Source organism: Caballeronia jiangsuensis (genome assembly GCF_046030135.1).
Taxonomy (GTDB): domain Bacteria; phylum Pseudomonadota; class Gammaproteobacteria; order Burkholderiales; family Burkholderiaceae; genus Caballeronia; species Caballeronia jiangsuensis.
Map to the genome: position 1 here is coordinate 1 of NZ_JAQQDB010000031.1, position 19,981 is coordinate 19,981.

Consider the following 19,981-nt stretch of genomic DNA (forward strand, 5'->3'; position numbering starts at 1 on the left):
GCATCACCGACTCATGACGTTTGACCCGAACCAGCCCGATACCCGATGATCAAAGTGTCAACTATGTCCCCGACGAAAGTGTCAACCATGTCCCCGGTCTATACACAGCAGCAAAGAAAGTAACCAAAGAAAGCAGCTTTTCACCGCCCGCGGTCACACGCAGTTTGGCCATGCTTGCCAGCTCGCGGTGGCCCTCGCCTAAGTGTCGCCCTCGAAGGACCAACCGGGCTTGGCTCGCGCACGGTCTGACACATCGCACCACAAGACAGACTGGTTCAGCACCAGATAGCTCCGGCCCGCTTCGCGGCCGATGGGTCAATCGGGTCCGCGCGTACTTTCGTGCTAACGCCACCATCTTAACGCGCTGCACATATATTCCGCTGGTTTCCCTTGCATACCCGACGGCAGCGCGTAGCGCTGTGCCGAAGCGATTTGGTGCTGAACCAGCGCGCTCAAACTTCTAGCGCGGCAGACCGTGCGCGAGCCAAGCCCGATGGGGCCTGTGAGGGCGACACTTAGGCGAGTGCCATTGACGGCTGGCAAGCGTGGCCAACGTGCGTGTGACCGCGGGCTTAAACGAGCTGCTTTCTTTGGTTACTTTCTTTGCAGCAGCAAAGAAAGTGACTGCCGCCCCGCACAGGGGCAGAGCTAATAGACCGACACGAAACCGGGATCCGGCGACCCCCACCCCAACCCCGCAAAACGGAACCAACCTACGGGTAAACCTAAATTCAACAATATAAAACCACTTGTACAATGATAAACAACTAACCCAGAGCGAAGAGATTCGCACCCGAGCTGAACGCGTCTTGCAAAGACGACAAAAGGCCCGACGATGGAGACGATCGAATGTCCGTGAACTACGCCAGTCTGCGTTTCGACTACGAGCGCGCACCCGAGCACGATGCGCCCGTGTCATCGCCATATCCCGTCGCCGTGATCGGCGCCGGCCCTGTCGGTCTTGCAACGGCGATCGAACTCGCGCAGCAAGGCGTGCGCACCGTGCTGCTCGACAACGACGACACGGTCTCGACCGGCTCGCGCGCCATCTGCTTCGCCAAGCGCACGCTGGAAATCTTCGATCGCCTCGGCTGCGGCCACAGAATGATCGAGAAGGGCGTGAGCTGGAATGTCGGCAAGGTCTTTCTGCATGACGATCTCGTCTACACGTTCAATCTCCTGCCGGAAACCGGGCATTCGCGACCCGCGTTCATCAACCTGCAGCAGTATTACGTCGAAGGCTTTCTCGCCGAACGCGCGATGGAGCTCGAGCAACTGCAATTACGCTGGAAGAGCAACGTGACCGGCGTGACGCAGCATGAAGATCACGTCGAATTGCAGGTCGAAACCCCGGACGGCAGCTATTCGCTCAATGCACAGTACGTCGTGGCCGCCGATGGCGCCCGCAGCCCGATGCGCAAGAGCCTCGGTCTCGACAGCCACGGCCGCACGTTCAAGGACCGCTTCCTGATCGCCGACGTGAAGATGAAGGCGCCGTTTCCGACCGAGCGCTGGTTCTGGTTCGATCCGCCGTTTCATCGGAATCAGTCGGTGCTGCTGCATCGTCAGCCGGATAACGTATGGCGCATCGATTTTCAGCTTGGCTGGGACGCGGACCCCGTCGCGGAGAAAGAGCCCGAGCGTGTTATTCCGCGCGTGAAGGCGCTGCTCGGCGAAGACGCCGAATTCGAACTGGAATGGGTGAGCGTGTACACGTTCTCGTGCCTGCGCATGGATAGCTTCAGGCATGGGCGCATCATTTTCGCGGGCGACGCGGCGCATGGCGTGTCGCCGTTCGGGGCGCGCGGCGCGAACAGCGGCGTGCAGGACGCGGACAATCTCGCGTGGAAGCTGAAGCTCGTCGTGAACGGCGACGCGCCGCACACGCTGCTCGACACCTACGCATCGGAACGCGAATACGCCGCCGACGAAAACATCCTCAACTCGACACGCGCCACCGACTTCATCACGCCGAAGAGCGCGGTATCACGCCTCTTTCGCGACGCGACGCTCAATCTCGCGAAGGATTGCGCGTTCGCGCGGCGCATGGCGAACAGCGGACGTCTTTCGGTGCCGGCGGTGCTGCGCGACTCGCCGCTCAATACGCCCGATGCGGAAGGCGACACCTTCGATAGCGCGATGATTCCCGGCGCACCGTGCGTGGATGCGCCCGTGCGCGTCGATGACCGCGATGCGTGGCTCTTGCCTCAGACCCACGGCGGCGCGTTCACTGGCATCTATTTCTGCGGACTGGGTCACGGCCCCGACGTCTGCGCGCAAAGCCTCGCCGCGTTAGCGAACGCGCCGTTGCCCGTGCGCGCGCTCATCGTCGTGCCGCGAGGCATGACTTGCAGCGTGCCGGGCGTCACCGTGATCGAAGATATGGAAGGCATGGTCGCGCATCGCTTCGATGCACGGCCCGGCACGTTCTATCTGCTGCGTCCCGATCAACACGTGTGTGCGCGCTGGCGCGCCTTCGATGCCGCATCGGTTACGGCCGCGGTAAAACGTGCAACCTGCAACGGATGATGAATCGTATGAAGCTCAATCTCGAACTGAATATCGCGGATCACGATGCGTTCTACGAGCGCCTCATCGATACGCACAACGGACTCTCCGACGAAGCGAGCCAGATGCTCAACGCGAAGCTCGTGCTGCTGCTCGCGAATCACATCGGCGATAACGATGTATTGAAGGAAGCGCTCGCGATGGCGCGTCACGGTCTCGCCGCGAGCTGATCCTTCAGCACGATGCCCACGCGGTCGCAGATGAACGCGCCGATGCTCGCGATGTCACTCAGATCGAGCATCGGCAAGCTCGACTCGATCGCGGCCGCATCGTCGGTTGCAATTGCAACGATCTCCACATCGGTCCTGTAGAGCGGATCGCGGCCCGCCGATGGCCGCACGACTTCGAGCCGCGGCATCGCTTCGCGCGCGAATCCTTCGACGATCACGAGGTCCGCGTGCGACAGGCGCGCGGCCAGCTCGGCAAGCGGCGGCTCCGCGTCGCCGTTCAACTCACGCACGATCGCATACCGGTAGGGCGACGCGATCAGCACTTCCCCTGCGCCCGCGCGGCGAAAGCGCGCACTGTCCTTGCCCGGCGGCTCCAGTTCGATCGAGTGATGACTGTGCTTGATGACGTTGACCGTGATGCCGCGAGCGCGCAGCCACGGCAACAGCGCTTCGATCAATGTGGTCTTGCCCTGGCCCGAGCGGCCCGAAATGCCGAAGAGCGGCGGATGACGCGAGTTCATGCGTATGGTCGGCTGATTGCTTTGGTTTCGATCAGACGAGTTTAACGGCTCGATGGCGAGCGCGGAGAATTCGCGCTATCGTCGGGCATTGCCTTTGCGGCACTTCACGCCCGCGCGCGCAACGCTTTTCCGACCCCATCGCGCGAGGCGCAGCAATCAAAGGATCTCCGACATGGCAGAAGACAATCCCAGCACCGCTCTCGCACCGCAGCAGTTCTCCATCGACGTGATGCTCGAAAAATATGCCAAGGGCGACGAGACGCGCGTCGAGGATATTTATCGCCGCGTGGCGCGCGGTGTCGCACTTGCCGAGCCGAAAGAGGCGCGCGCGAAGATCGAAGCGGAGTTCGTCGATAACTTCAAACGCGGCGCGCTCGGCGCCGGACGCATCATGAGCGCGGCCGGCGCGGGCATCGACGCGACGCTCATCAATTGCTTCGTGCAGCCCGTGGGCGACGCGATACAGAGCGTCGATGCCAACGGCTTGCCGGGCATCTACGTCGCGTTGCTGCAGGCCGCCGAGACGATGCGTCGCGGCGGCGGCGTCGGCTATAACTTTTCCGCGATCCGTCCGCGCGGCGCGCGCGTGCATTCGACGGGATCGGCGGCGTCGGGTCCATGCAGCTACATGGACGTGTTCGATGCATCGTGCCGCACGGTCGAGAGCGCGGGCTCGCGGCGCGGCGCGCAAATGGGCATTCTCGATTGCTCGCACCCCGATCTGCTCGAATTCATCGCGGCAAAACATACGAAAGGGCGCTGGAACAATTTCAATGTGTCGGTCGCGGTGACCGACGAGTTCATGCAGGCCGTCGCCGATGACGCCACCTGGCAACTCGTGCACAAGGCCGAGCCTTCACCGGCGCAGCGCGCGGCCGAGGACATGCATCAGCGCGAGGACGGTCTTTGGGTCTATCGCGAAGTGCGCGCGCGCGAAGTATGGAACACGATCATGCGCTCGACTTACGATGTCGCCGAGCCGGGTGTCGTGTTCATGTCGCGCATGAACGACGACAACAATCTGCGCGCGGTCGAATCGATCCGCGCGACCAATCCGTGCGGCGAACAACCGCTGCCCGCATACGGCTGCTGCAATCTCGGTCCGCTCAATCTCACGCGCTTCGTGCACGATCCGTTCGCGCAGATGCGCGGCGGCGCGCCGTCCTTCGACTGGGACGCACTCGCGCGCACGACGCGCACGCAAGTGCGCTTTCTCGACGATGTGCTCGACGTCACGCTCTGGCCACTGGAGGAGCAGGCGCGCGAAGCGGCCGCGAAACGGCGCATCGGCGTGGGCTTCACAGGCCTCGGCGATACGCTCGTGATGCTCGGCCTGCGCTATGACGCGCAGGAAGGGCGCGACTTCGCTATACGCGTCGCACGCACGATGCGTGACGAGGCGTATCGCGCATCGGTCGAGCTCGCGAAAGAGCGCGGCAAGTTTCCGCTCTTCGATGCGAAGCGTTATCTGGAAGAGGGCACGTTCGCCTCGCGCCTGCCCGATGACATCAAGAGCGCGATCCGCGAGCACGGCATCCGCAACAGTCATCTGCTGTCGATAGCGCCGACGGGCACCGTGAGCCTCGCGTTCGCGGACAACGCATCGAATGGCATCGAGCCGGCGTTCTCGTGGACCTATCAACGCACGAAGCGCATGGCGGATGGCACGCGTCAGACCTTCCCCGTCGAAGATCATGCGTACCGGCTTTATCGCGAGATGGGCGGCGACGTGAACGCGCTGCCCGAGTACTTCGTGAGCGCACTGGAGATGTCCGCGCACGATCACATGGAGATGATGGCCGCGGTGCAACCGTTCGTCGATACATCGATTTCGAAGACCGTGAACGTGCCCGCCGATTATCCGTTCGACAAGTTTCAGGATCTTTATTTCGAAGCATGGCGGCGCGGACTGAAGGGGCTCGCGACATACCGGCCCAACGAGACCCTGGGCGCGGTGCTTTCCGTCACGCCCGCCGAGACGCCGAGCGATTCACCGGACCCTGAGCTCGATCTCGATCCGTTGCGCATTGCGATCGATCATCGGCCGAGAGGGGAGTTGCCCGGCATCATCGAGAAGGTCGAGTATCTGACGCAGGCGGGAAAGAAGTCGCTTTATCTCGCGGTGTCGTTCATCGAAGTGACCGGGCGAATCGGCGGTGAGGACGTGACGATCGAGCGGCCCATCGAGTTCTTCATTCCCACGGGGCAGCGCGACGAATCACAGCAATGGATCACGGCGACGATGCGTTCGCTCTCGCTCGCCGCGCGCGGCGGTTTCGCGGCGCGCACGCTGCAGGACATGCGCAAGGTGTCGTGGGATCGCGGGCAAGTGCGTCTCGGCGACGTCGAACGGCTCGACGGACATCGCAGTCCGCGCTGGCACGATTCGGAAGTCGCGGCGCTAGCGTATGCGATCCAGCAGATTCTTTATCGCCGCGGTTTTCTCGACGCAGAAGGAAACCAGGTACCGTCGCGCGTGCTTGCGCGCAAGCGTGCCGATGGCGCGCCGCATCCGGTAGCTGTAGCCGATGAACGCGAAGAGGTATCCGAGGGTATCGCGCGAAGCGAGATCGATCCGCATAGCCTTCCCCTGATGCACGGCCGAAAATGCGCGACGTGTGGTGCCAATGCAGTGATCCGCAAGGATGGCTGCGACTTCTGCACGGCATGCGGCGAAATCGGGGCGTGCGGTTGAGTTAAAGAAAAAAAGGCGCGGGCTTTTGTCCGCGCCTTTCATGTCACGCCCGATGCGAGCGTTCGGTAGTCTCTTGCTTCGTGTCTTGCGCAGCCGTTGACGTATGCCCGGCGTGTTGCGTGAACGGATGCCATACCGGCGTCAGTGCAGGAAGTTCGTCGAGAAGCGAGAACTGATCGAGTGATGTGTTTTCAAACATGATGACCTCTTGAATCTTCTTCTGACGGCGTGATCAGCGCGCCGTTACGTTGCCTTGCGTTGCCGAGCCGTTGGCATACTCGACGATCTCACGGTTGCGCGCTTCCGCCTGCGCCGCATCGCGTGCGCGTTGCTCGCTTTGAGCGGCGACGGCATCGCCCCACATGCTGCGTTCCGGATACGAATTGCGGTTCAATGCCGGCAGAGAACCGTTCGAATAGGCGGCCACGAGTTCGGCGCGAACTTGTGCGCGCGTCTTCGGCGTATCGCTCGAAGTGGCTTGCGTTTGCGTCTGAACCTGATACGTGCCTGCGCGGCCGATACCCTGACCGCCTTCCGCGAATGCGGTTGTCGTGACGACGGCGGAAATGGCTGCGAGAGAAAACCCCGTGATGAGCTGCTTCATGCTTGCGACTCCTTTCATTCCGATGCTGCGTGCGGGCAAATGCGGATTGCAATTGACGGATGAGCACGCTGCGTTAGGGATGAATGTAGTCGCGTGGCAGAGGGGGATAAATGCCGTATCAGCGAATAGATTTATCGATTTCGGCGAATAATCGCGTGAAGGCTTGTGGGGCGGGCGTTTGCGCGCCGCTAAGCGAGTTGCTTATGGAAGAAAGTCGTGCCGCAAAACGTGCCGTCGGGCATCAATGCATAGTTCGGCACGACGCCCACACGCTGCCATCCCGCGCGTTCATAGAGGCGCTCGGCATCGCCGCCGGTAACGGTGTCGAGCACGAGAACCGACTTGCCCGCGGCGCGCGCCGCTTCGTCGGCGGCGATCAACAGACGCTGTGCAATGCCGCGTCGCCGTGCCCGACGCGCGACGAGCATCTTCGCGACATCCGCGCGATGCGGCTGATTCTCGGGCTGATCGGTGACGATCTGCACCGTGCCCAGAACATGCCCTTCGGCGTTCTCCGCAACGAGCAGGATGCGCTCGTCACGCGCGATGCCGTGCATCACGCGTGTCCAGAATTCGATAGCTGTGGCACGCGAGATCGGTAGCATGAAACTGATCGACGCGCCCCCTTCGACGCAATCGATCAGCACGTCCGCCAGCGCTTCCACATACCCCGATGCTTCATTCGCGCCGACGCGGCGCACGGTGATGCTTTCGTTCATCGTTGGTCTTGTGCAAAGCCGCTATGCAATGACATCCTCGGTGCCCGCAACCTCCGGCGTGCCATGCCGCACGATCGTGGGCGATGCCGTGCTCGTCGGCAGGCAGCGTTCTTCCGCATCCTTCTGGCCTTGCAGAAGCGGGCAGCGTTCGAACAACTCGGCTGCCCAGTCGACGAACACGCGCACCTTCGGCGACAGATGCCGGTTATGCGGATACACCGCGGAAATAGGCATCGGCAGCGGATTCCATTGCGGCAGCACTTCGACGAGCTCGCCCGCGCGCAGATGCGGCAACGCCATGAAGCGCGGCACTTGAATGATGCCGACGCCCTTCAGCCCGCAACTCAGATACGCTTCGGCGTCGTTCACCGCGATCATGCCGCGCATCTTCACTTCGATGGTCTCATCGTCGATGACGAAGTCCATATCCATGACGCGCCCGGTGCGGCTCGAAAAATAATTCACCGCCGTGTGATTCTGCAAATCCTCGATCGTTTTCGGCGTGCCGTTGCGTTCGAGATATTGCGGGGCCGCGACCGTCACGCCCTGAAACACGCCGATGCGGCGCGCGACGAGACTCGAATCCTGCAGCGTGCCCACGCGAATCACGCAGTCGACGCCTTCCTGGATGAGATCGACCGGCTTGTCGCCGAAGCCCATCATGAGTTCGATATCCGGGTAACGCGTATGGAAATCGCATAGCTGCGGCATCACGATGAGCCGCCCGATCGCGCCCGGCATATCCACGCGCAGCTTGCCGTGCGGTCCTTTGCCATTGTTCGAGAACGAGCCTTCCGCTTCCTCGATATCCGCGAGGATGCGCACGCAGCGCTCGTAATACGCGGCGCCGTCGGGCGTGAGATTGAGCCTGCGCGTCGTGCGCTGGAGCAGGCGCACGTTCAGATGCGCTTCCAGATTCTGGATGATCGTCGTGACTGAGGCGCGCGGCAGATTGAGCGTGTCCGCTGCGCGCGAAAAGCTGTTGGTGTCGACGACGCGGGTGAAGACCTGCATTGCTTGTAGCCGATCCATGTTCTCTCACCTTCTTTGCTTAGCGTCGCAACTATTTAAGCGAGCGCTAAAAAAATAGCCGGATAAACAATCGCAAGGGATAACCACGATTGTTCGGTGCGACCGAATTGTGTTGCCGGATTATAGGCATTTATTAAAAAAGGCGCGGACTCCAGAATTCGCAGCATCGCAACTCATGCGTGAAGGCCTTGCAGCACGGGCCATGCACCGAGAATAACCATGGCATCACTGTTGGATCTGGAGTCGAGCCCCCGTTTGTGCATCGAAGATGTGCACATCATGGGACACGCGCAGCCGATCACGCTGCGCAGCTATCGTCCCGCATCGGATGGCACGGTGCTGCCCATCGTTCTTTACTTCCACGGCGGCGGTTTTATTCGCGGCGGACTCGATGACGCGGACACCGCCGCCGCAACGATCGCACGCGATACGCCGGCTTGGGTCGTATCGGTCGGCTATTCGCTCGCGCCGAAGTTTCCGTTCCCCGCCGCGCCCGAAGACGGTTATCGCGCGGCGCAGTGGGCCGTCGCGAATGCCCGCGCGCAGCGTGCGGACCCGCAGCGTATCGGCGTTGCCGGTCACGACGCGGGCGGCAATCTTGCGACCTGCGTCGCGGCGATCGCACGTGATCGTGGCGATATTCGCATGTCCGCGCAAGCGCTGCTCGCACCGCTGCTCGATCCGAGCATGACGCGCCTCGCCGACGAACGCAAAGTGCTGTGCCCCGATTTCGAAGCGTGCGAATGCGCGCAGTGGTATCGCGCGTATCTGCCGAATCCTTCGCAACGCCTGCATCCGTATGCCGCGCCGCTCGAATCGCGCCGTCTCGGTGGCCTGCCTCCCGCCATCATCGCGAGCGCCGAGCACGATCTGCTGCATATCGAAGCGGAAAAATACGCGGGCGAACTGATCGCCGCGGGCGTGCCGACCGAAGTGACGCGTCATGGCAAGACCTCGCATCAGGCGCTCGCCGCGCATCCCGATGCGCTCGCCGATGTCGTCGTGTTCTTCAGAAAACGGCTGGCGCGCGCGAAGTAAGCGCTGAAACGTGAGCGCAAGAAACGGCACGCCACGCACGCACCACACAACAACAATCTCAAATCAACCGGAGCCTCTCACCATGTCTTTCACTCGCAAACGCATCTACGCCGCGCTAGGCGCGACGCTGATCATCGTTGGCGCGGGCGGATACACCGCCTGGCGCGGTCACGGCGACTCAGCGATGAACGAAGCCAAAGCCGCCGCCCACAGTCCGACCGCAACGGAAGTGGATGTCGCGGCCGTGGTGTCGAAGACCATCACCGACTGGCAGAGCTATTCGGGCCGTCTCGAAGCGGTCGATCACGTCGACATTCGCCCGCTCGTGCCGGGCACGATCGTCGCGGTGCATTTCAAGGACGGCCAGCTCGTGAAGAAGGGCGATGCGCTCTTCACGATCGACCCGCGTCCGTATGAAGCCGAAGTGGATCGCGCGCAGGCGCAACTCGCGGCGGCGCAGGCGCGCAACGGCTACACGTCGACGGATGCAGCGCGCGCGGAACGGCTGCTCGCCGATAACGCGATCGCCAAGCGCGACTACGACGAGAAGCAGAACGCCGCGCGCGAGGCCGTCGCGAACCTGAAGGCCGCGCAGGCTGCGCTCGAAACCGCGAAGATCAATCTCACTTACACGCATATCGTCGCACCGGTCGCGGGACGCGTGTCGCGCGCGGAGCTCACGGTGGGCAACATCGTGTCGACGGGTGCGAATGCGCCGTTGCTGACGACGCTCGTGTCCGTGTCGCCGATCTACGCATCGTTCGATGTCGATGAACAGACGTACTTGCGTTATCTCGGCCGCGATGCGGGCAGCGCGGTGCCGGTGTCGCTCGGGCTCGCGAACGAGGACGGCTATTCGCGCGAGGGTGTCGTCGATTCCGTCGATAACCGGCTCGATACGACCTCCGGCACGATCCGCGTGCGCGCACGTTTTAACAACCCGGACGGCACGCTCGTGCCGGGTCTCTATGCGCGCGTGAAAGTGGGCGGCGGCACGCCGCACCCGGCCGTGCTCGTGGAAGACGAAGCCATCGGCACCGATCAGGACAAGAAGTACGTGATGGTCGTCGACAAGGACAACCGCGTGCAGTACCGCGAAGTGACGATCGGTCAGACGCATGAAGGTTTGCGTGTCATTTCGAAGGGCCTGCAGCCGGGCGAGCGCATCGTCGTCAATGGCCTGCAGCGCGTGCGTCCCAACGATGTGATCAAGGCCAACAACGTCGCGATGAACGATAGCGGCGCTGCACCCGCGCCCGCCGTGAAGACGGCATCCACGCAGTGATGCGCGTCATCCGCAACAGACAGAATCCGTCATGAACATATCCAAATTTTTCATCGACCGTCCGATCTTCGCGGGCATGCTATCGGTGGTCGTGCTGCTCGCGGGCATCATCGCGATGTTCAAGCTGCCGATCTCCGAGTATCCGGAAGTCGTGCCGCCTTCGGTCGTCGTGCATGCGCAGTATCCCGGCGCGAACCCGAAGGTGATCGCGGAGACCGTGGCCTCGCCGCTGGAAGAGCAGATCAACGGCGTCGAGGACATGCTCTACATGCAGTCGCAAGCGAATAGCGACGGCAACCTCACGACCACGGTCACGTTCAAGCTCGGCACCGATCCGGACAAGAACACGCAGCTCGTGCAGAACCGCGTGAACCAGGCATTGCCGCGTCTGCCGCAGGACGTGCAGCGTCTGGGCGTAACGACGATCAAGTCATCGCCGACATTGACGATGGTGGTTCACCTGAACTCGCCCAACGGCCGTTACGACATGACGTATCTGCGCAACTACGCGCTGATCAACGTGAAGGACCGGCTCGAACGCATCGCGGGCGTGGGTGAAGTGCAGTTGTGGGGCTCGGGCGATTACTCGATGCGTGTATGGCTCGATCCGCAAAAGGTCGCGCAGCGCGGCATGACGGCGACGGATGTCGTCAACGCGATCCGCGAGCAGAACGTGCAGGTCGCGGCCGGCGTGATCGGCGGTTCGCCGACGCTGCCGAACGTGCCGCTGCAACTGAACGTGAATGCGCGCGGCCGCTTGCAGAACGAGTCGGAGTTCCGCGACATCGTGCTGAAGACATCACCGGATGGCGCGGTCACGCATCTCTCCGATGTAGCACGCGTCGAACTCGCCGCATCGGAATATGGCTTGCGCTCGTTGCTCGACAACAAGTCGGCGGTTGCGATCGCAATCAATCAGCAGCCGGGCGCGAACTCGCTGCAGATCTCCGACGAAGTCCGCAAGACGATGAAGGAGCTGAAGGCCGACATGCCGGCGGGCCTCGAATATCAGATCGTCTATGACCCGACGCAGTTCGTGCGTTCGAGTATCGAAGCGGTGATCCACACGCTCGCGGAAGCGATCGCGCTGGTGGTGCTCGTGGTGATCGTGTTCCTGCAAACGTGGCGCGCGTCGATCATTCCGTTGCTCGCGGTGCCGGTATCGATCGTCGGTACGTTCTCGCTGCTGCTTGCGTTCGGCTTCTCGATCAACGCGTTGTCATTGTTCGGGATGGTGCTTGCAATCGGTATCGTCGTCGACGATGCGATCGTGGTCGTCGAGAACGTGGAGCGCAACATCGAGTCGGGGTTATCTGCGAGAGACGCGACGTATCAGGCAATGCGAGAGGTGAGCGGGCCGATCATCGCGATTGCGCTGACACTGGTCGCCGTGTTCGTGCCGCTCGCGTTCATGTCGGGTCTCACGGGCCAGTTCTACAAGCAGTTCGCGATGACCATCGCCATCTCGACGGTGATCTCCGCGTTCAACTCGCTGACGCTGTCGCCCGCACTCGCCGCAATGCTGCTGAAGGGTCACGACGAGCCGAAGGACTGGCTCACGCGAGGCATGGACCGCGTGTTCGGCGGATTCTTCCGCGGCTTCAACAAGGTGTTCCATCGCGGCTCGGATGCGTACGGCAAGGGCGTGAAGAGCGTCATCAATCGCAAGGCAGTGATGATGGCCGTGTATGCCGTGCTGCTTGCCGGCGCCGTGCTGATGGGCAAGGTCGTGCCGGGCGGTTTCGTGCCCGCGCAGGACAAGGAGTATCTGATCAGCTTCGCGCAATTGCCGAACGGCGCATCGCTCGACCGCACCGAAGGCGTGATCCGTCAGATGTCGGATATCGCGCTCAAGCAGCCCGGCGTGGAAAGCGCGGTGGAGTTTCCGGGCTTGTCGGTGAACGGCTTCACCAACTCGTCGAGCGCGGGCATCGTGTTCGTCACGTTGAAGCCCTTCAAGGAGCGTGTGCATGACAAGGCGCTGTCCGCAAATGCCATCGCGGGCGCGCTGAATCAGAAATACGCGGGCATCAAGGGTTCGTTCATCGCCGTGTTCCCGCCGCCGCCGGTGCTCGGTCTCGGCACGCTCGGCGGCTTCAAGATGCAGCTCGAGGATCGCGGCGCGCTCGGCTATGCGGCACTCGCCGATGCAACCCAGGCGTTCATCAAGCGTGCATCGCAGACGCCCGAACTCGGACCTACTTTCTCCAGCTACCAGATCAACGTGCCGCAGTTGAATGTCGATCTGGATCGCGTGAAGGCGAAGCAACTGGGCGTATCCGTGACCGACGTGTTCGACACGATGCAGGTCTATCTCGGCTCGCTTTACGTGAACGACTTCAATCGCTTCGGACGCGTGTATCAGGTGCGCGTGCAGGCGGATGCGCCGTTCCGTGCGAATCCGGAAGACATCGGCTTGCTGAAGACGCGTAACGCGAATGGCGACATGGTGCCTTTGTCGTCGCTCGTGAAGGTGACGCCGACGTATGGCCCCGAAATGGTCGTGCGCTACAACGGCTACACCGCCGCGGATATCAACGGCGGGCCGGCTCCGGGTTATTCGTCGGGGCAGGCGCAGGCGGCGGCGGAACGCATCGCGGCGGAAGTGCTGCCGCGCGGGATCAAGTTCGAATGGACCGATCTCACGTATCAGCAGATCCTGGCGGGCAACGCGGCGCTGTGGGTGTTCCCGATCAGCGTGCTGCTCGTGTTCCTCGTGCTCGCCGCGCTGTATGAAAGCCTGACGCTGCCGCTCGCGGTGATCATGATCGTGCCGATGAGCATTCTGTCCGCGCTGCTCGGCGTATGGCTCACCGATGGCGACAACAACATCTTCACGCAGATCGGTTTGATGGTGCTGGTGGGCTTGTCGGCGAAGAACGCGATCCTGATCGTCGAGTTCGCACGCGAGCTGGAGATGCAGGGCCGCTCCATCGTGCAGGCCGCGATCGAGGCAAGCCGGCTGCGTCTGCGCCCGATCCTGATGACGTCCATCGCGTTCATCATGGGTGTGGTGCCGCTCGTGCTGTCGACGGGCGCGGGCTCGGAGATGCGCCACGCAATGGGCATTGCGGTGTTCTTCGGCATGCTGGGTGTGACGCTCTTCGGTCTGATGCTGACGCCGGTGTTCTACGTGATCCTGCGCAAGCTCTCCCGCACCGAGCACGTGACGGACAAGCACGGCTCGCATCCGCAGATGCGCGGTATCGGTGCCTCCTACGAGGCGTAATGAGGTCGATGATGAATAAGCTACATGTTTTATCGAGTCTGATGGCCACGCTATTGCTGGTGGCGGGCTGCTCGCTCGCGCCCACTTACGAGAAGCCCGACGTCAACGCGCCGTCCGCGTACAAGGAAACGCCGCAAAAGACGCTGGACGCATCGGAAGCGGGCACGTGGAAGACGGCGCAGCCTTCGGAAGAGATGATGCGCGGCGAATGGTGGACGATCTTCGACGACGCCGCGCTCAACGATCTGGAAAAGCAGGCGCAGGACGCGAACCAGAACCTGAAGGCAGCGGCGGCGCGCGTGAAGGAAGCGCGCGCGATCAACCAGACGGCGCGCGCAGGTCTCTTCCCGACGCTCGATGCGGGCTTCGGCCCGACGCGCGAGAAGTTCTCGCCGGCATCGCAATTCCTGCCTGCGGATGGCAACGTGCCCGCGCAGACGCTGTGGCGCGCGCAGGCGAGCGCATCGTATGAAGTGGATCTGTTCGGGCGCGTGGCGGACTCGGTGCGGGCCGCGAACGCCGACACGGAGCAGAGCGAAGCATTGTTCCGCTCCGTGCAGCTCGCGTTGCAGGCGGACGTTGCGCAGAACTACTTCAATCTGCGCGAACTCGATGCCGAGACGGATGTCTTCACGCGCACCGTGCAGTTGCGCGAGGAAGCGCTGAAGCTCGTGCAACGCCGCTATACCGAAGGCGATATCAGCGAGCTCGATGTTGCGCGCGCCAAGTCGGAACTCGCGACGGCGCGCTCGGATGCGATGACGGTGCAACGTCTGCGCGCGGCATCGGAACATAGTCTCGCCGTGCTGCTCGGCAAGGCGCCCGCCGAGTTCTCGGTGGCCGCGAACCCGCTCAAGCCGGTCACGGTGCGCGTGCCGCCGGGGCTGCCTTCGGCGCTGCTCGAACGACGTCCTGATGTCGCGTCGGCGGAACGCGCGATGGCGGCGGCGAATTCGCGTATCGGCGTGGCGAAGGCGGCGTTCTTCCCGTCGCTGACGCTGACGGGCTCGGGCGGCTTCGAATCCGCGACGCTCGGCGATCTCTTCAAGTGGTCGAGCCGCACGTTCCTGCTCGGGCCGTTCGCGGGCACGGCGCTGAACATCCCGATCTTCGATGGCGGCCGTCGCAAGGGCAATCTCGCGAATGCGCGTGCGGTGTATGAAGAGGACGTCGCGAGCTATCGTCAGCAGGTGCTCGTCGCGTTCCGCGAGGTGGAGGACAACCTTTCGGATCTGCGCATCCTCGAAGACCAGACGGCGACTCAGGACGATGCCGTGAAAGCATCGGTGCGCGCGGCGCAGCTTTCGCGCACGCAGTACACTGAAGGCGCGGTGAACTACCTCGACGTAATCGACGCGGAGCGCACCGTGCTGCAGACGCAGCGCGCGTCGGTGCAGTTGCGGGGCACGCAGGCGGTATCGACGGTCAATCTGATCCGCGCGTTGGGCGGCGGCTGGGGCGATGCGAAGCCTACGCCGGTGCCTGAGCCGAGTCTCGCTCAGAAGTGACGTGAACATGGCCCTGCACCACGCAGGGCCATTTCGTTAGTGCGCCCGCTGAAAAGACAGATCGAAGAGACGAGGCCGATTGTTCGTCTCACGGAACATATGTCTTCACCTTCCGAGCGTTTATCCGCAGGGCTCCAATCCTTAAAATTCTATTCATGGGATAGGGAGCCGAAGATGAAAGACTTGATCGCAAAACAACTGTATCAGCCGGCGGTGGTGCTGCCACTGCTGCTGTTGACGCGCCTGATGGTCACGCTCGACTTCAATCTCGCGCAGGTGATGTTCGTGATGATGCTCAAGGGTTCGCAGCACGCATATCAGTTCGCGCTGCGCCACACGGTGGCGCGTCAGCGCAGCAATGTCGCCGTGAAGCATGTCCCGTGCAACAACTGCTGCTGACCCGCGGCGCGTCGTCGAACTTCAATAGATTTCGGGAACGTACATTTCATCCGGCACGGGCTGGCGCAGATAATCGGGGTTGAATACGCGATCGGGCAGTTCGATAGGCTGATGCTCGATCTCGTGATACGGCACCTGACTCAACAGGTGATGAATGCAGTTCAGGCGCGCACGCTTCTTGTCGACGGCCTGCACGACCCACCACGGCGCTTCCGGAATGTGCGTGCGCTGAAGCATGACTTCCTTGGCCGCCGTGTACGCCTCCCAGCGGCGGCGGCTTTCCAGATCCATGGGGCTCAGCTTCCATTGCTTGAGCGGATCTTCGATACGCGCCTCGAAGCGCACTTCCTGTTCGTCGTCGGTGATCGAGAACCAGTACTTGACGATCTGGATGCCACTGCGCACCAGCATCTTCTCGAACTCGGGAACCGAGCGGAAAAATTCCTCATACTCTTCGTCGGTGCAAAAGTTCATCACGCGCTCTACACCCGCGCGGTTATACCAGCTTCGATCGAACAGCACGATTTCGCCTGCCGCGGGCAAGTGCGTGACATAACGCTGGAAATACCACTGTGTGCGTTCGCGATTGTTCGGTGCGGGGAGCGCCGCCACGCGGCACACGCGCGGATTCAGCCGCTGCGTGATGCGCTTGATCGCGCCGCCTTTGCCCGCCGCATCGCGTCCCTCGAACAGCACGACAAGACGATGCCCCTTGTTCACGACCCAGTCCTGCAGCTTCACGAGTTCGCCCTGCAGACGGAACAGCTCGCGGAAATAGGTCTTGCGCAAGACCCGCTCTTCTTCCGAGAAGGTCGATTCGCCGTCCAGGAAGCGATCATCCACCTCCATCTCGAACTCTTCGTCATAGCTGTCGATGATGTCGGCATGGAAGCGGCGCTGTTTTTCCGTCTGATTCATGAAGGGCTCCGTGGGCGTTCTTGGGCTGCCGTCGTCGGGATGACCGGTCGGCGCGGGCGGCGCGATTATGACGCTATTCGATGGCAGTCGTATGACAACGATCGATTCAGGCATTGTAGAAAGCGGCGCGCGCGGGCTCAAATCCGGTTTGCCGCTTTGTGACAAGGCGCCGCGCGCCGTTAGAATGTTCCGGCATTTCGATGGCATGCCGATGGCACATTCAACCGCACCTCAACATCCACAGCGAGCGAACACGATGACCGCAACGATCCCGAGTTTCGACGAAGCCCAAACCGCGCGCCTCGTGCCTTATGACCGGCTCGTGGACACGCTCGCCGCGACGATGCTCGATTACGCGGCCGGCCGCATCGTGAGTCCGGAGCGCATGGTCGTGCCGATAGAGGGCGGCGTCATGCTGTCGATGCCCGCGAGCGCCGCCGATATCGCGATGCACAAGCTCGTGAACGTGTGCGCCGGCAACGGCGCGCGCGGCCTGCCGACGATTCACGGTCAGGTCACCGCATACGACGCCGCGACGGGCGTGCCGCAATTCATGCTCGACGGTCCCACGGTGACGGGGCGGCGCACGGCGTCGGTGTCGATGCTCGCGATCCGCGCGCTTCACGCCGCCGCGCCGCGCGAAGTGCTCGTGATCGGCACGGGCAAGCAGGCGGCGTATCACGTCGAAGCGCTTGCCGCCGTCTATCCGGATGCGCGCATTCGCGTGCAAGGCTCGCGTCCCGGACGCGCGCGCGAGTTTTGCGCCGCGCACGCGTCGGCTTCGGGCAATCTCGCCGCGCTCGACGACGCCGCGATTCCCGATTCGATCGATGTCGTCATCGCCGCGACCACGAGCAAGACGCCCGTCTACACGATGCCCGCGCGTGCGGGGCGACTCGTGATCGGCGTGGGCGCCTTCACCGCCGATGCCGCCGAGATCGCCGCCGCGACCGTCCACGCGAGCGAGCTTTATGTCGATGACCTCGCGGGCGCGCGTCACGAAGCGGGCGATTTCATTCTCGCGGGCGTCGACTGGAACGCGGTGCATGCGCTCGCCGAAGCGCTCGCCGCTCCGAAAAAGGCAGAGCGTCCCGTGATGTTCAAGTCGGTCGGCTGCGCGGCGTGGGATCTCGCGACGTGTCGCGTCGCGCGCGCGGTTTTGTCGGAGGAAAACGGCGCGCCCTGAAAGTTCGGTTGGAACGGTACTTGCTGACGGTTTGCTTAATGATAGAGGCGCAACGGCGTCACGAGATAAACGGCGCAGGCCATGCGCCAAAGCAATCGAGCCAGCGAACTGACCCATGAAAAGTCGATACGACAGCAAGTGGCACCCGTGGATTCCGGCGCACGACGACGGCGGCGAAGGTGCGGGCGCAAACCGAAAGGCGCTCCCGCATGCGTCCGCCTCACCGCCCGCGGCTTACTTCATCTCCGTACTGGAGCTTGCAACAGGCGAAAAACTCGGCAGCGACGAGCGTGTGCGCGCCGTCGCGATGCTCGAATCGCAGTTCGGCGAGGGCCGGCCGCGCACGCTGAAGGAAGCGGTCCGTATTTGCGCCGCAGCGATCGATTCATCGACATTGCAGCGCATGGCGCGCGGCGCAAAGGCCTGAAAAAAAGTCCGATAAAACGACGAATCCGAAGCGCGCTTTTTTCACACGCTTGTAAAACGCGCGTGCTCGCCAAAAAACGCGCGATCGTTCGAGCGCGCGCGTCGGCTTGTTATTTGACGGTCTGAATCACTTCGAAGCCTTCGAACTCCGGATGTCCGAGATAAAGCTGGCGTGTCTCGCCGCCGGCATTGCGATGCGCCGCGCGAAACGCGTCCGAACGCGTCCAGTCTTCGAAAGCCGCCTGATTCGCCCAGATCGTGTGGCTCGAGTACAGGACGTGATCGTCCTTCACCGGGCCCTTGAGCAGATGAAACTCGACGAAACCCGGCACGTCCTTGAGATGCGTGTCGCGACTGGTCCAGAGGCGTTCGAAATCCGTCTCGGCGCCGGGCACGATCTTGAAGCGGTTCATGGCGATAAACATGTCGATGCGTTTCCTTAACCGTAGCGTTAAAAATCAAAACGATCAGCCGCGCTCCAGTTCGACGAGCGTCGTGAAGCCGCCGAAGAACATGCGCTGAGGGTCGAACGGCGGCTCGCCGGACTCCATCATCGCCTTGAGGCGCGGGTCTTCCATCACTTTCGCATTGACGCTGTCGCGCTGCTCGCGCGACTCGTAGACGATATACGAGAACACGACGGTCTCGCCTTCCTTCTGTTGCACGCTCTGCGGAAACGACGTGAGCTTGCCGGGCTTGACGTCGTCGGCGATGGTCTCCACGAATTGCAGCGCGCCATGCTCCATCCAGATCTTGCCGGCGGCTTCGGCCATGGTGCGGTAGGCGTCGATCTTGTCGATCGGCACGGGTACGACGAATCCATCCACGTAATGCGCCATCTGAGTCTCCTGAATCGGTTCGAAAGCGGAACGCGCATGCGATGCGCTGCTCGTTTGAGCGATTCGTAAGCAATGAAGTTCAGGCCGGCTGACGTGGCAGTTCGGCAGTCCATGCTCCGGCGGCCGATGCGCGCTTGAGCACCGTGGACGAGAGCGGCGCGAAGTTCATCCGGTAGACGGATTCGAGCGGCATGCCGAGCGCATGCGCGAGCGCCACTTTCACGACGATCGCATGCGTGACGACGATGCAGCGCTCGCACGCATTCAGGCCATCGATGAACTCCAGCCCCTGCGCGACGCGCACCGCGAGCATGGCGATGCTCTCGCCGCCATGCCCGCGCGCCTGCGGATCGGCGAGCCACGCGGCGACGTGCTCTGGCTCGCGTTCGCCTGTCTCGCGTATCGATTGCCCGCGCCAGCGGCCATAGTCGATGTCGTCGAATGCGGGATCGATGTCGAATGCATCCGCGAGCCATGCTGCCGTCTGGCGTGCCACGGGCGCGGCGCCTGAAATCACGCGCGTACGGTCTTGCGGCCCCACGAAGAGCGGTGCGAGCCGCGAGCGCGCGTCATGCTCGGCGAGCTCGTCGCCGTTGGGAAAGTGGCCGGTTTTCATCGCGCGCGTGGCGGCGTGACACAACAGAATGAGTTCCAAGGGGCGTTAGGGCAATTCGGAATCGTTTTACTTTGCCGCCGATCATCATAGAATGGCAAGCTTGCAGTGCGAGGAAGCCGGTGCAAACCCGGCACGGTCGCGCCACTGTATGCGTTCGTCAGCGTGAAAGCGTTGCGCCGCGAGTCAGACCCCGCTGCAAGCTCTTCGTCAATCGGGACGCGCTTTTCC

At 62.6% G+C, this 19,981-nt stretch carries 18 protein-coding genes and 1 riboswitch; of the genes, 10 read left to right on the forward strand and 8 right to left on the reverse strand.

Going from position 1 to position 19,981, the window contains the following annotated elements; translation table 11 throughout:
* Nucleotides 1-849 precede the first annotated feature (849 nt).
* Nucleotides 850-2,529: an FAD-dependent oxidoreductase gene (locus PQR08_RS27235; RefSeq protein WP_250484856.1), complete on the forward strand. Its 1,680-nt coding sequence runs from the start codon at nt 850-852 to the stop codon at nt 2,527-2,529.
* Nucleotides 2,529-2,738 carry a DUF2783 domain-containing protein gene (locus PQR08_RS27240; protein ID WP_035503765.1) on the forward strand — a complete coding sequence of 70 codons (210 nt, stop codon included), beginning with the start codon at nt 2,529-2,531 and terminating at the stop codon, nt 2,736-2,738. The genes PQR08_RS27235 and PQR08_RS27240 overlap by 1 nt, the downstream gene beginning before the upstream one ends.
* On the opposite strand, the gene mobB is transcribed toward PQR08_RS27240, so the two are convergent.
* Complete coding sequence (gene mobB, locus PQR08_RS27245; RefSeq protein ID WP_250484855.1) at nt 2,717-3,259, reverse strand: molybdopterin-guanine dinucleotide biosynthesis protein B; 543 nt, start codon at nt 3,257-3,259, stop codon at nt 2,717-2,719. The genes PQR08_RS27240 and mobB overlap by 22 nt on opposite strands.
* A gap of 172 nt (nt 3,260-3,431) precedes the next feature.
* Between mobB and PQR08_RS27250 the strand changes: the two genes are divergently transcribed.
* Nucleotides 3,432-5,954, forward strand: a complete 2,523-nt coding sequence (locus PQR08_RS27250) for an adenosylcobalamin-dependent ribonucleoside-diphosphate reductase (protein WP_238213404.1) — start codon at nt 3,432-3,434, stop codon at nt 5,952-5,954.
* Between the two features lie 232 nt (nt 5,955-6,186).
* On the opposite strand, the gene PQR08_RS27255 is transcribed toward PQR08_RS27250, so the two are convergent.
* From PQR08_RS27255 to PQR08_RS27265, 3 genes are all read right to left on the reverse strand, one after another.
* Nucleotides 6,187-6,558 carry a DUF4148 domain-containing protein gene (locus tag PQR08_RS27255; protein ID WP_035503716.1) on the reverse strand — a complete coding sequence of 124 codons (372 nt, stop codon included), beginning with the start codon at nt 6,556-6,558 and terminating at the stop codon, nt 6,187-6,189.
* A 188-nt stretch (nt 6,559-6,746) separates the two neighbouring features.
* Nucleotides 6,747-7,277 carry a GNAT family N-acetyltransferase gene (locus PQR08_RS27260; protein WP_250484854.1) on the reverse strand — a complete coding sequence of 177 codons (531 nt, stop codon included), beginning with the start codon at nt 7,275-7,277 and terminating at the stop codon, nt 6,747-6,749.
* 21 nt (nt 7,278-7,298) lie between these two features.
* Complete coding sequence (locus tag PQR08_RS27265; protein WP_238213406.1) at nt 7,299-8,309, reverse strand: LysR family transcriptional regulator; 1,011 nt, start codon at nt 8,307-8,309, stop codon at nt 7,299-7,301.
* 219 nt (nt 8,310-8,528) lie between these two features.
* Between PQR08_RS27265 and PQR08_RS27270 the strand changes: the two genes are divergently transcribed.
* From PQR08_RS27270 to PQR08_RS27290, 5 genes are all read left to right on the forward strand, one after another.
* Nucleotides 8,529-9,347, forward strand: coding sequence for an alpha/beta hydrolase (locus PQR08_RS27270; RefSeq protein WP_035503710.1), 819 nt, complete (start codon nt 8,529-8,531; stop codon nt 9,345-9,347).
* 82 nt (nt 9,348-9,429) lie between these two features.
* Nucleotides 9,430-10,632, forward strand: coding sequence for an efflux RND transporter periplasmic adaptor subunit (locus PQR08_RS27275; protein WP_187606152.1), 1,203 nt, complete (start codon nt 9,430-9,432; stop codon nt 10,630-10,632).
* 31 nt (nt 10,633-10,663) lie between these two features.
* Nucleotides 10,664-13,861, forward strand: a complete 3,198-nt coding sequence (locus PQR08_RS27280; RefSeq protein WP_250484853.1) for an efflux RND transporter permease subunit — start codon at nt 10,664-10,666, stop codon at nt 13,859-13,861.
* An 8-nt stretch (nt 13,862-13,869) separates the two neighbouring features.
* The gene (locus PQR08_RS27285; RefSeq protein ID WP_375336529.1) at nt 13,870-15,369 is read left to right on the forward strand and encodes an efflux transporter outer membrane subunit; all 1,500 of its coding nucleotides are present in this window, start codon (nt 13,870-13,872) and stop codon (nt 15,367-15,369) included.
* 174 nt (nt 15,370-15,543) lie between these two features.
* Nucleotides 15,544-15,768: a hypothetical protein gene (locus PQR08_RS27290; protein ID WP_035503703.1), complete on the forward strand. Its 225-nt coding sequence runs from the start codon at nt 15,544-15,546 to the stop codon at nt 15,766-15,768.
* Between the two features lie 21 nt (nt 15,769-15,789).
* Here the strand turns inward: PQR08_RS27290 and ppk2 are convergent, their stop codons facing one another.
* Nucleotides 15,790-16,686 carry a polyphosphate kinase 2 gene (ppk2, locus tag PQR08_RS27295; RefSeq protein WP_187606155.1) on the reverse strand — a complete coding sequence of 299 codons (897 nt, stop codon included), beginning with the start codon at nt 16,684-16,686 and terminating at the stop codon, nt 15,790-15,792.
* A 256-nt stretch (nt 16,687-16,942) separates the two neighbouring features.
* Between ppk2 and lhpI the strand changes: the two genes are divergently transcribed.
* Both lhpI and PQR08_RS27305 read left to right on the forward strand, forming a co-directional pair.
* On the forward strand, nt 16,943-17,872 hold the full coding sequence (gene lhpI, locus PQR08_RS27300; RefSeq protein WP_250484851.1) for a bifunctional Delta(1)-pyrroline-2-carboxylate/Delta(1)-piperideine-2-carboxylate reductase: 930 nt from the start codon (nt 16,943-16,945) through the stop codon (nt 17,870-17,872).
* Nucleotides 17,873-17,987: 115 nt separating this feature from the next.
* Nucleotides 17,988-18,299, forward strand: coding sequence for a hypothetical protein (locus PQR08_RS27305; protein ID WP_035503697.1), 312 nt, complete (start codon nt 17,988-17,990; stop codon nt 18,297-18,299).
* A gap of 109 nt (nt 18,300-18,408) precedes the next feature.
* On the opposite strand, the gene hmuQ is transcribed toward PQR08_RS27305, so the two are convergent.
* The 3 genes from hmuQ to PQR08_RS27320 all read right to left on the reverse strand — a co-directional run bounded on the left by hmuQ (nt 18,409) and on the right by PQR08_RS27320 (nt 19,792).
* The gene (hmuQ, locus tag PQR08_RS27310) at nt 18,409-18,723 is read right to left on the reverse strand and encodes a heme-degrading protein HmuQ (protein ID WP_408162966.1); all 315 of its coding nucleotides are present in this window, start codon (nt 18,721-18,723) and stop codon (nt 18,409-18,411) included.
* A gap of 42 nt (nt 18,724-18,765) precedes the next feature.
* Nucleotides 18,766-19,137: a DUF1428 domain-containing protein gene (locus PQR08_RS27315; protein ID WP_187606157.1), complete on the reverse strand. Its 372-nt coding sequence runs from the start codon at nt 19,135-19,137 to the stop codon at nt 18,766-18,768.
* Nucleotides 19,138-19,216: 79 nt separating this feature from the next.
* The gene (locus tag PQR08_RS27320; protein WP_250484849.1) at nt 19,217-19,792 is read right to left on the reverse strand and encodes a histidine phosphatase family protein; all 576 of its coding nucleotides are present in this window, start codon (nt 19,790-19,792) and stop codon (nt 19,217-19,219) included.
* Between the two features lie 47 nt (nt 19,793-19,839).
* Nucleotides 19,840-19,965: riboswitch (cobalamin riboswitch) on the forward strand.
* Nucleotides 19,966-19,981 lie beyond the last annotated feature (16 nt).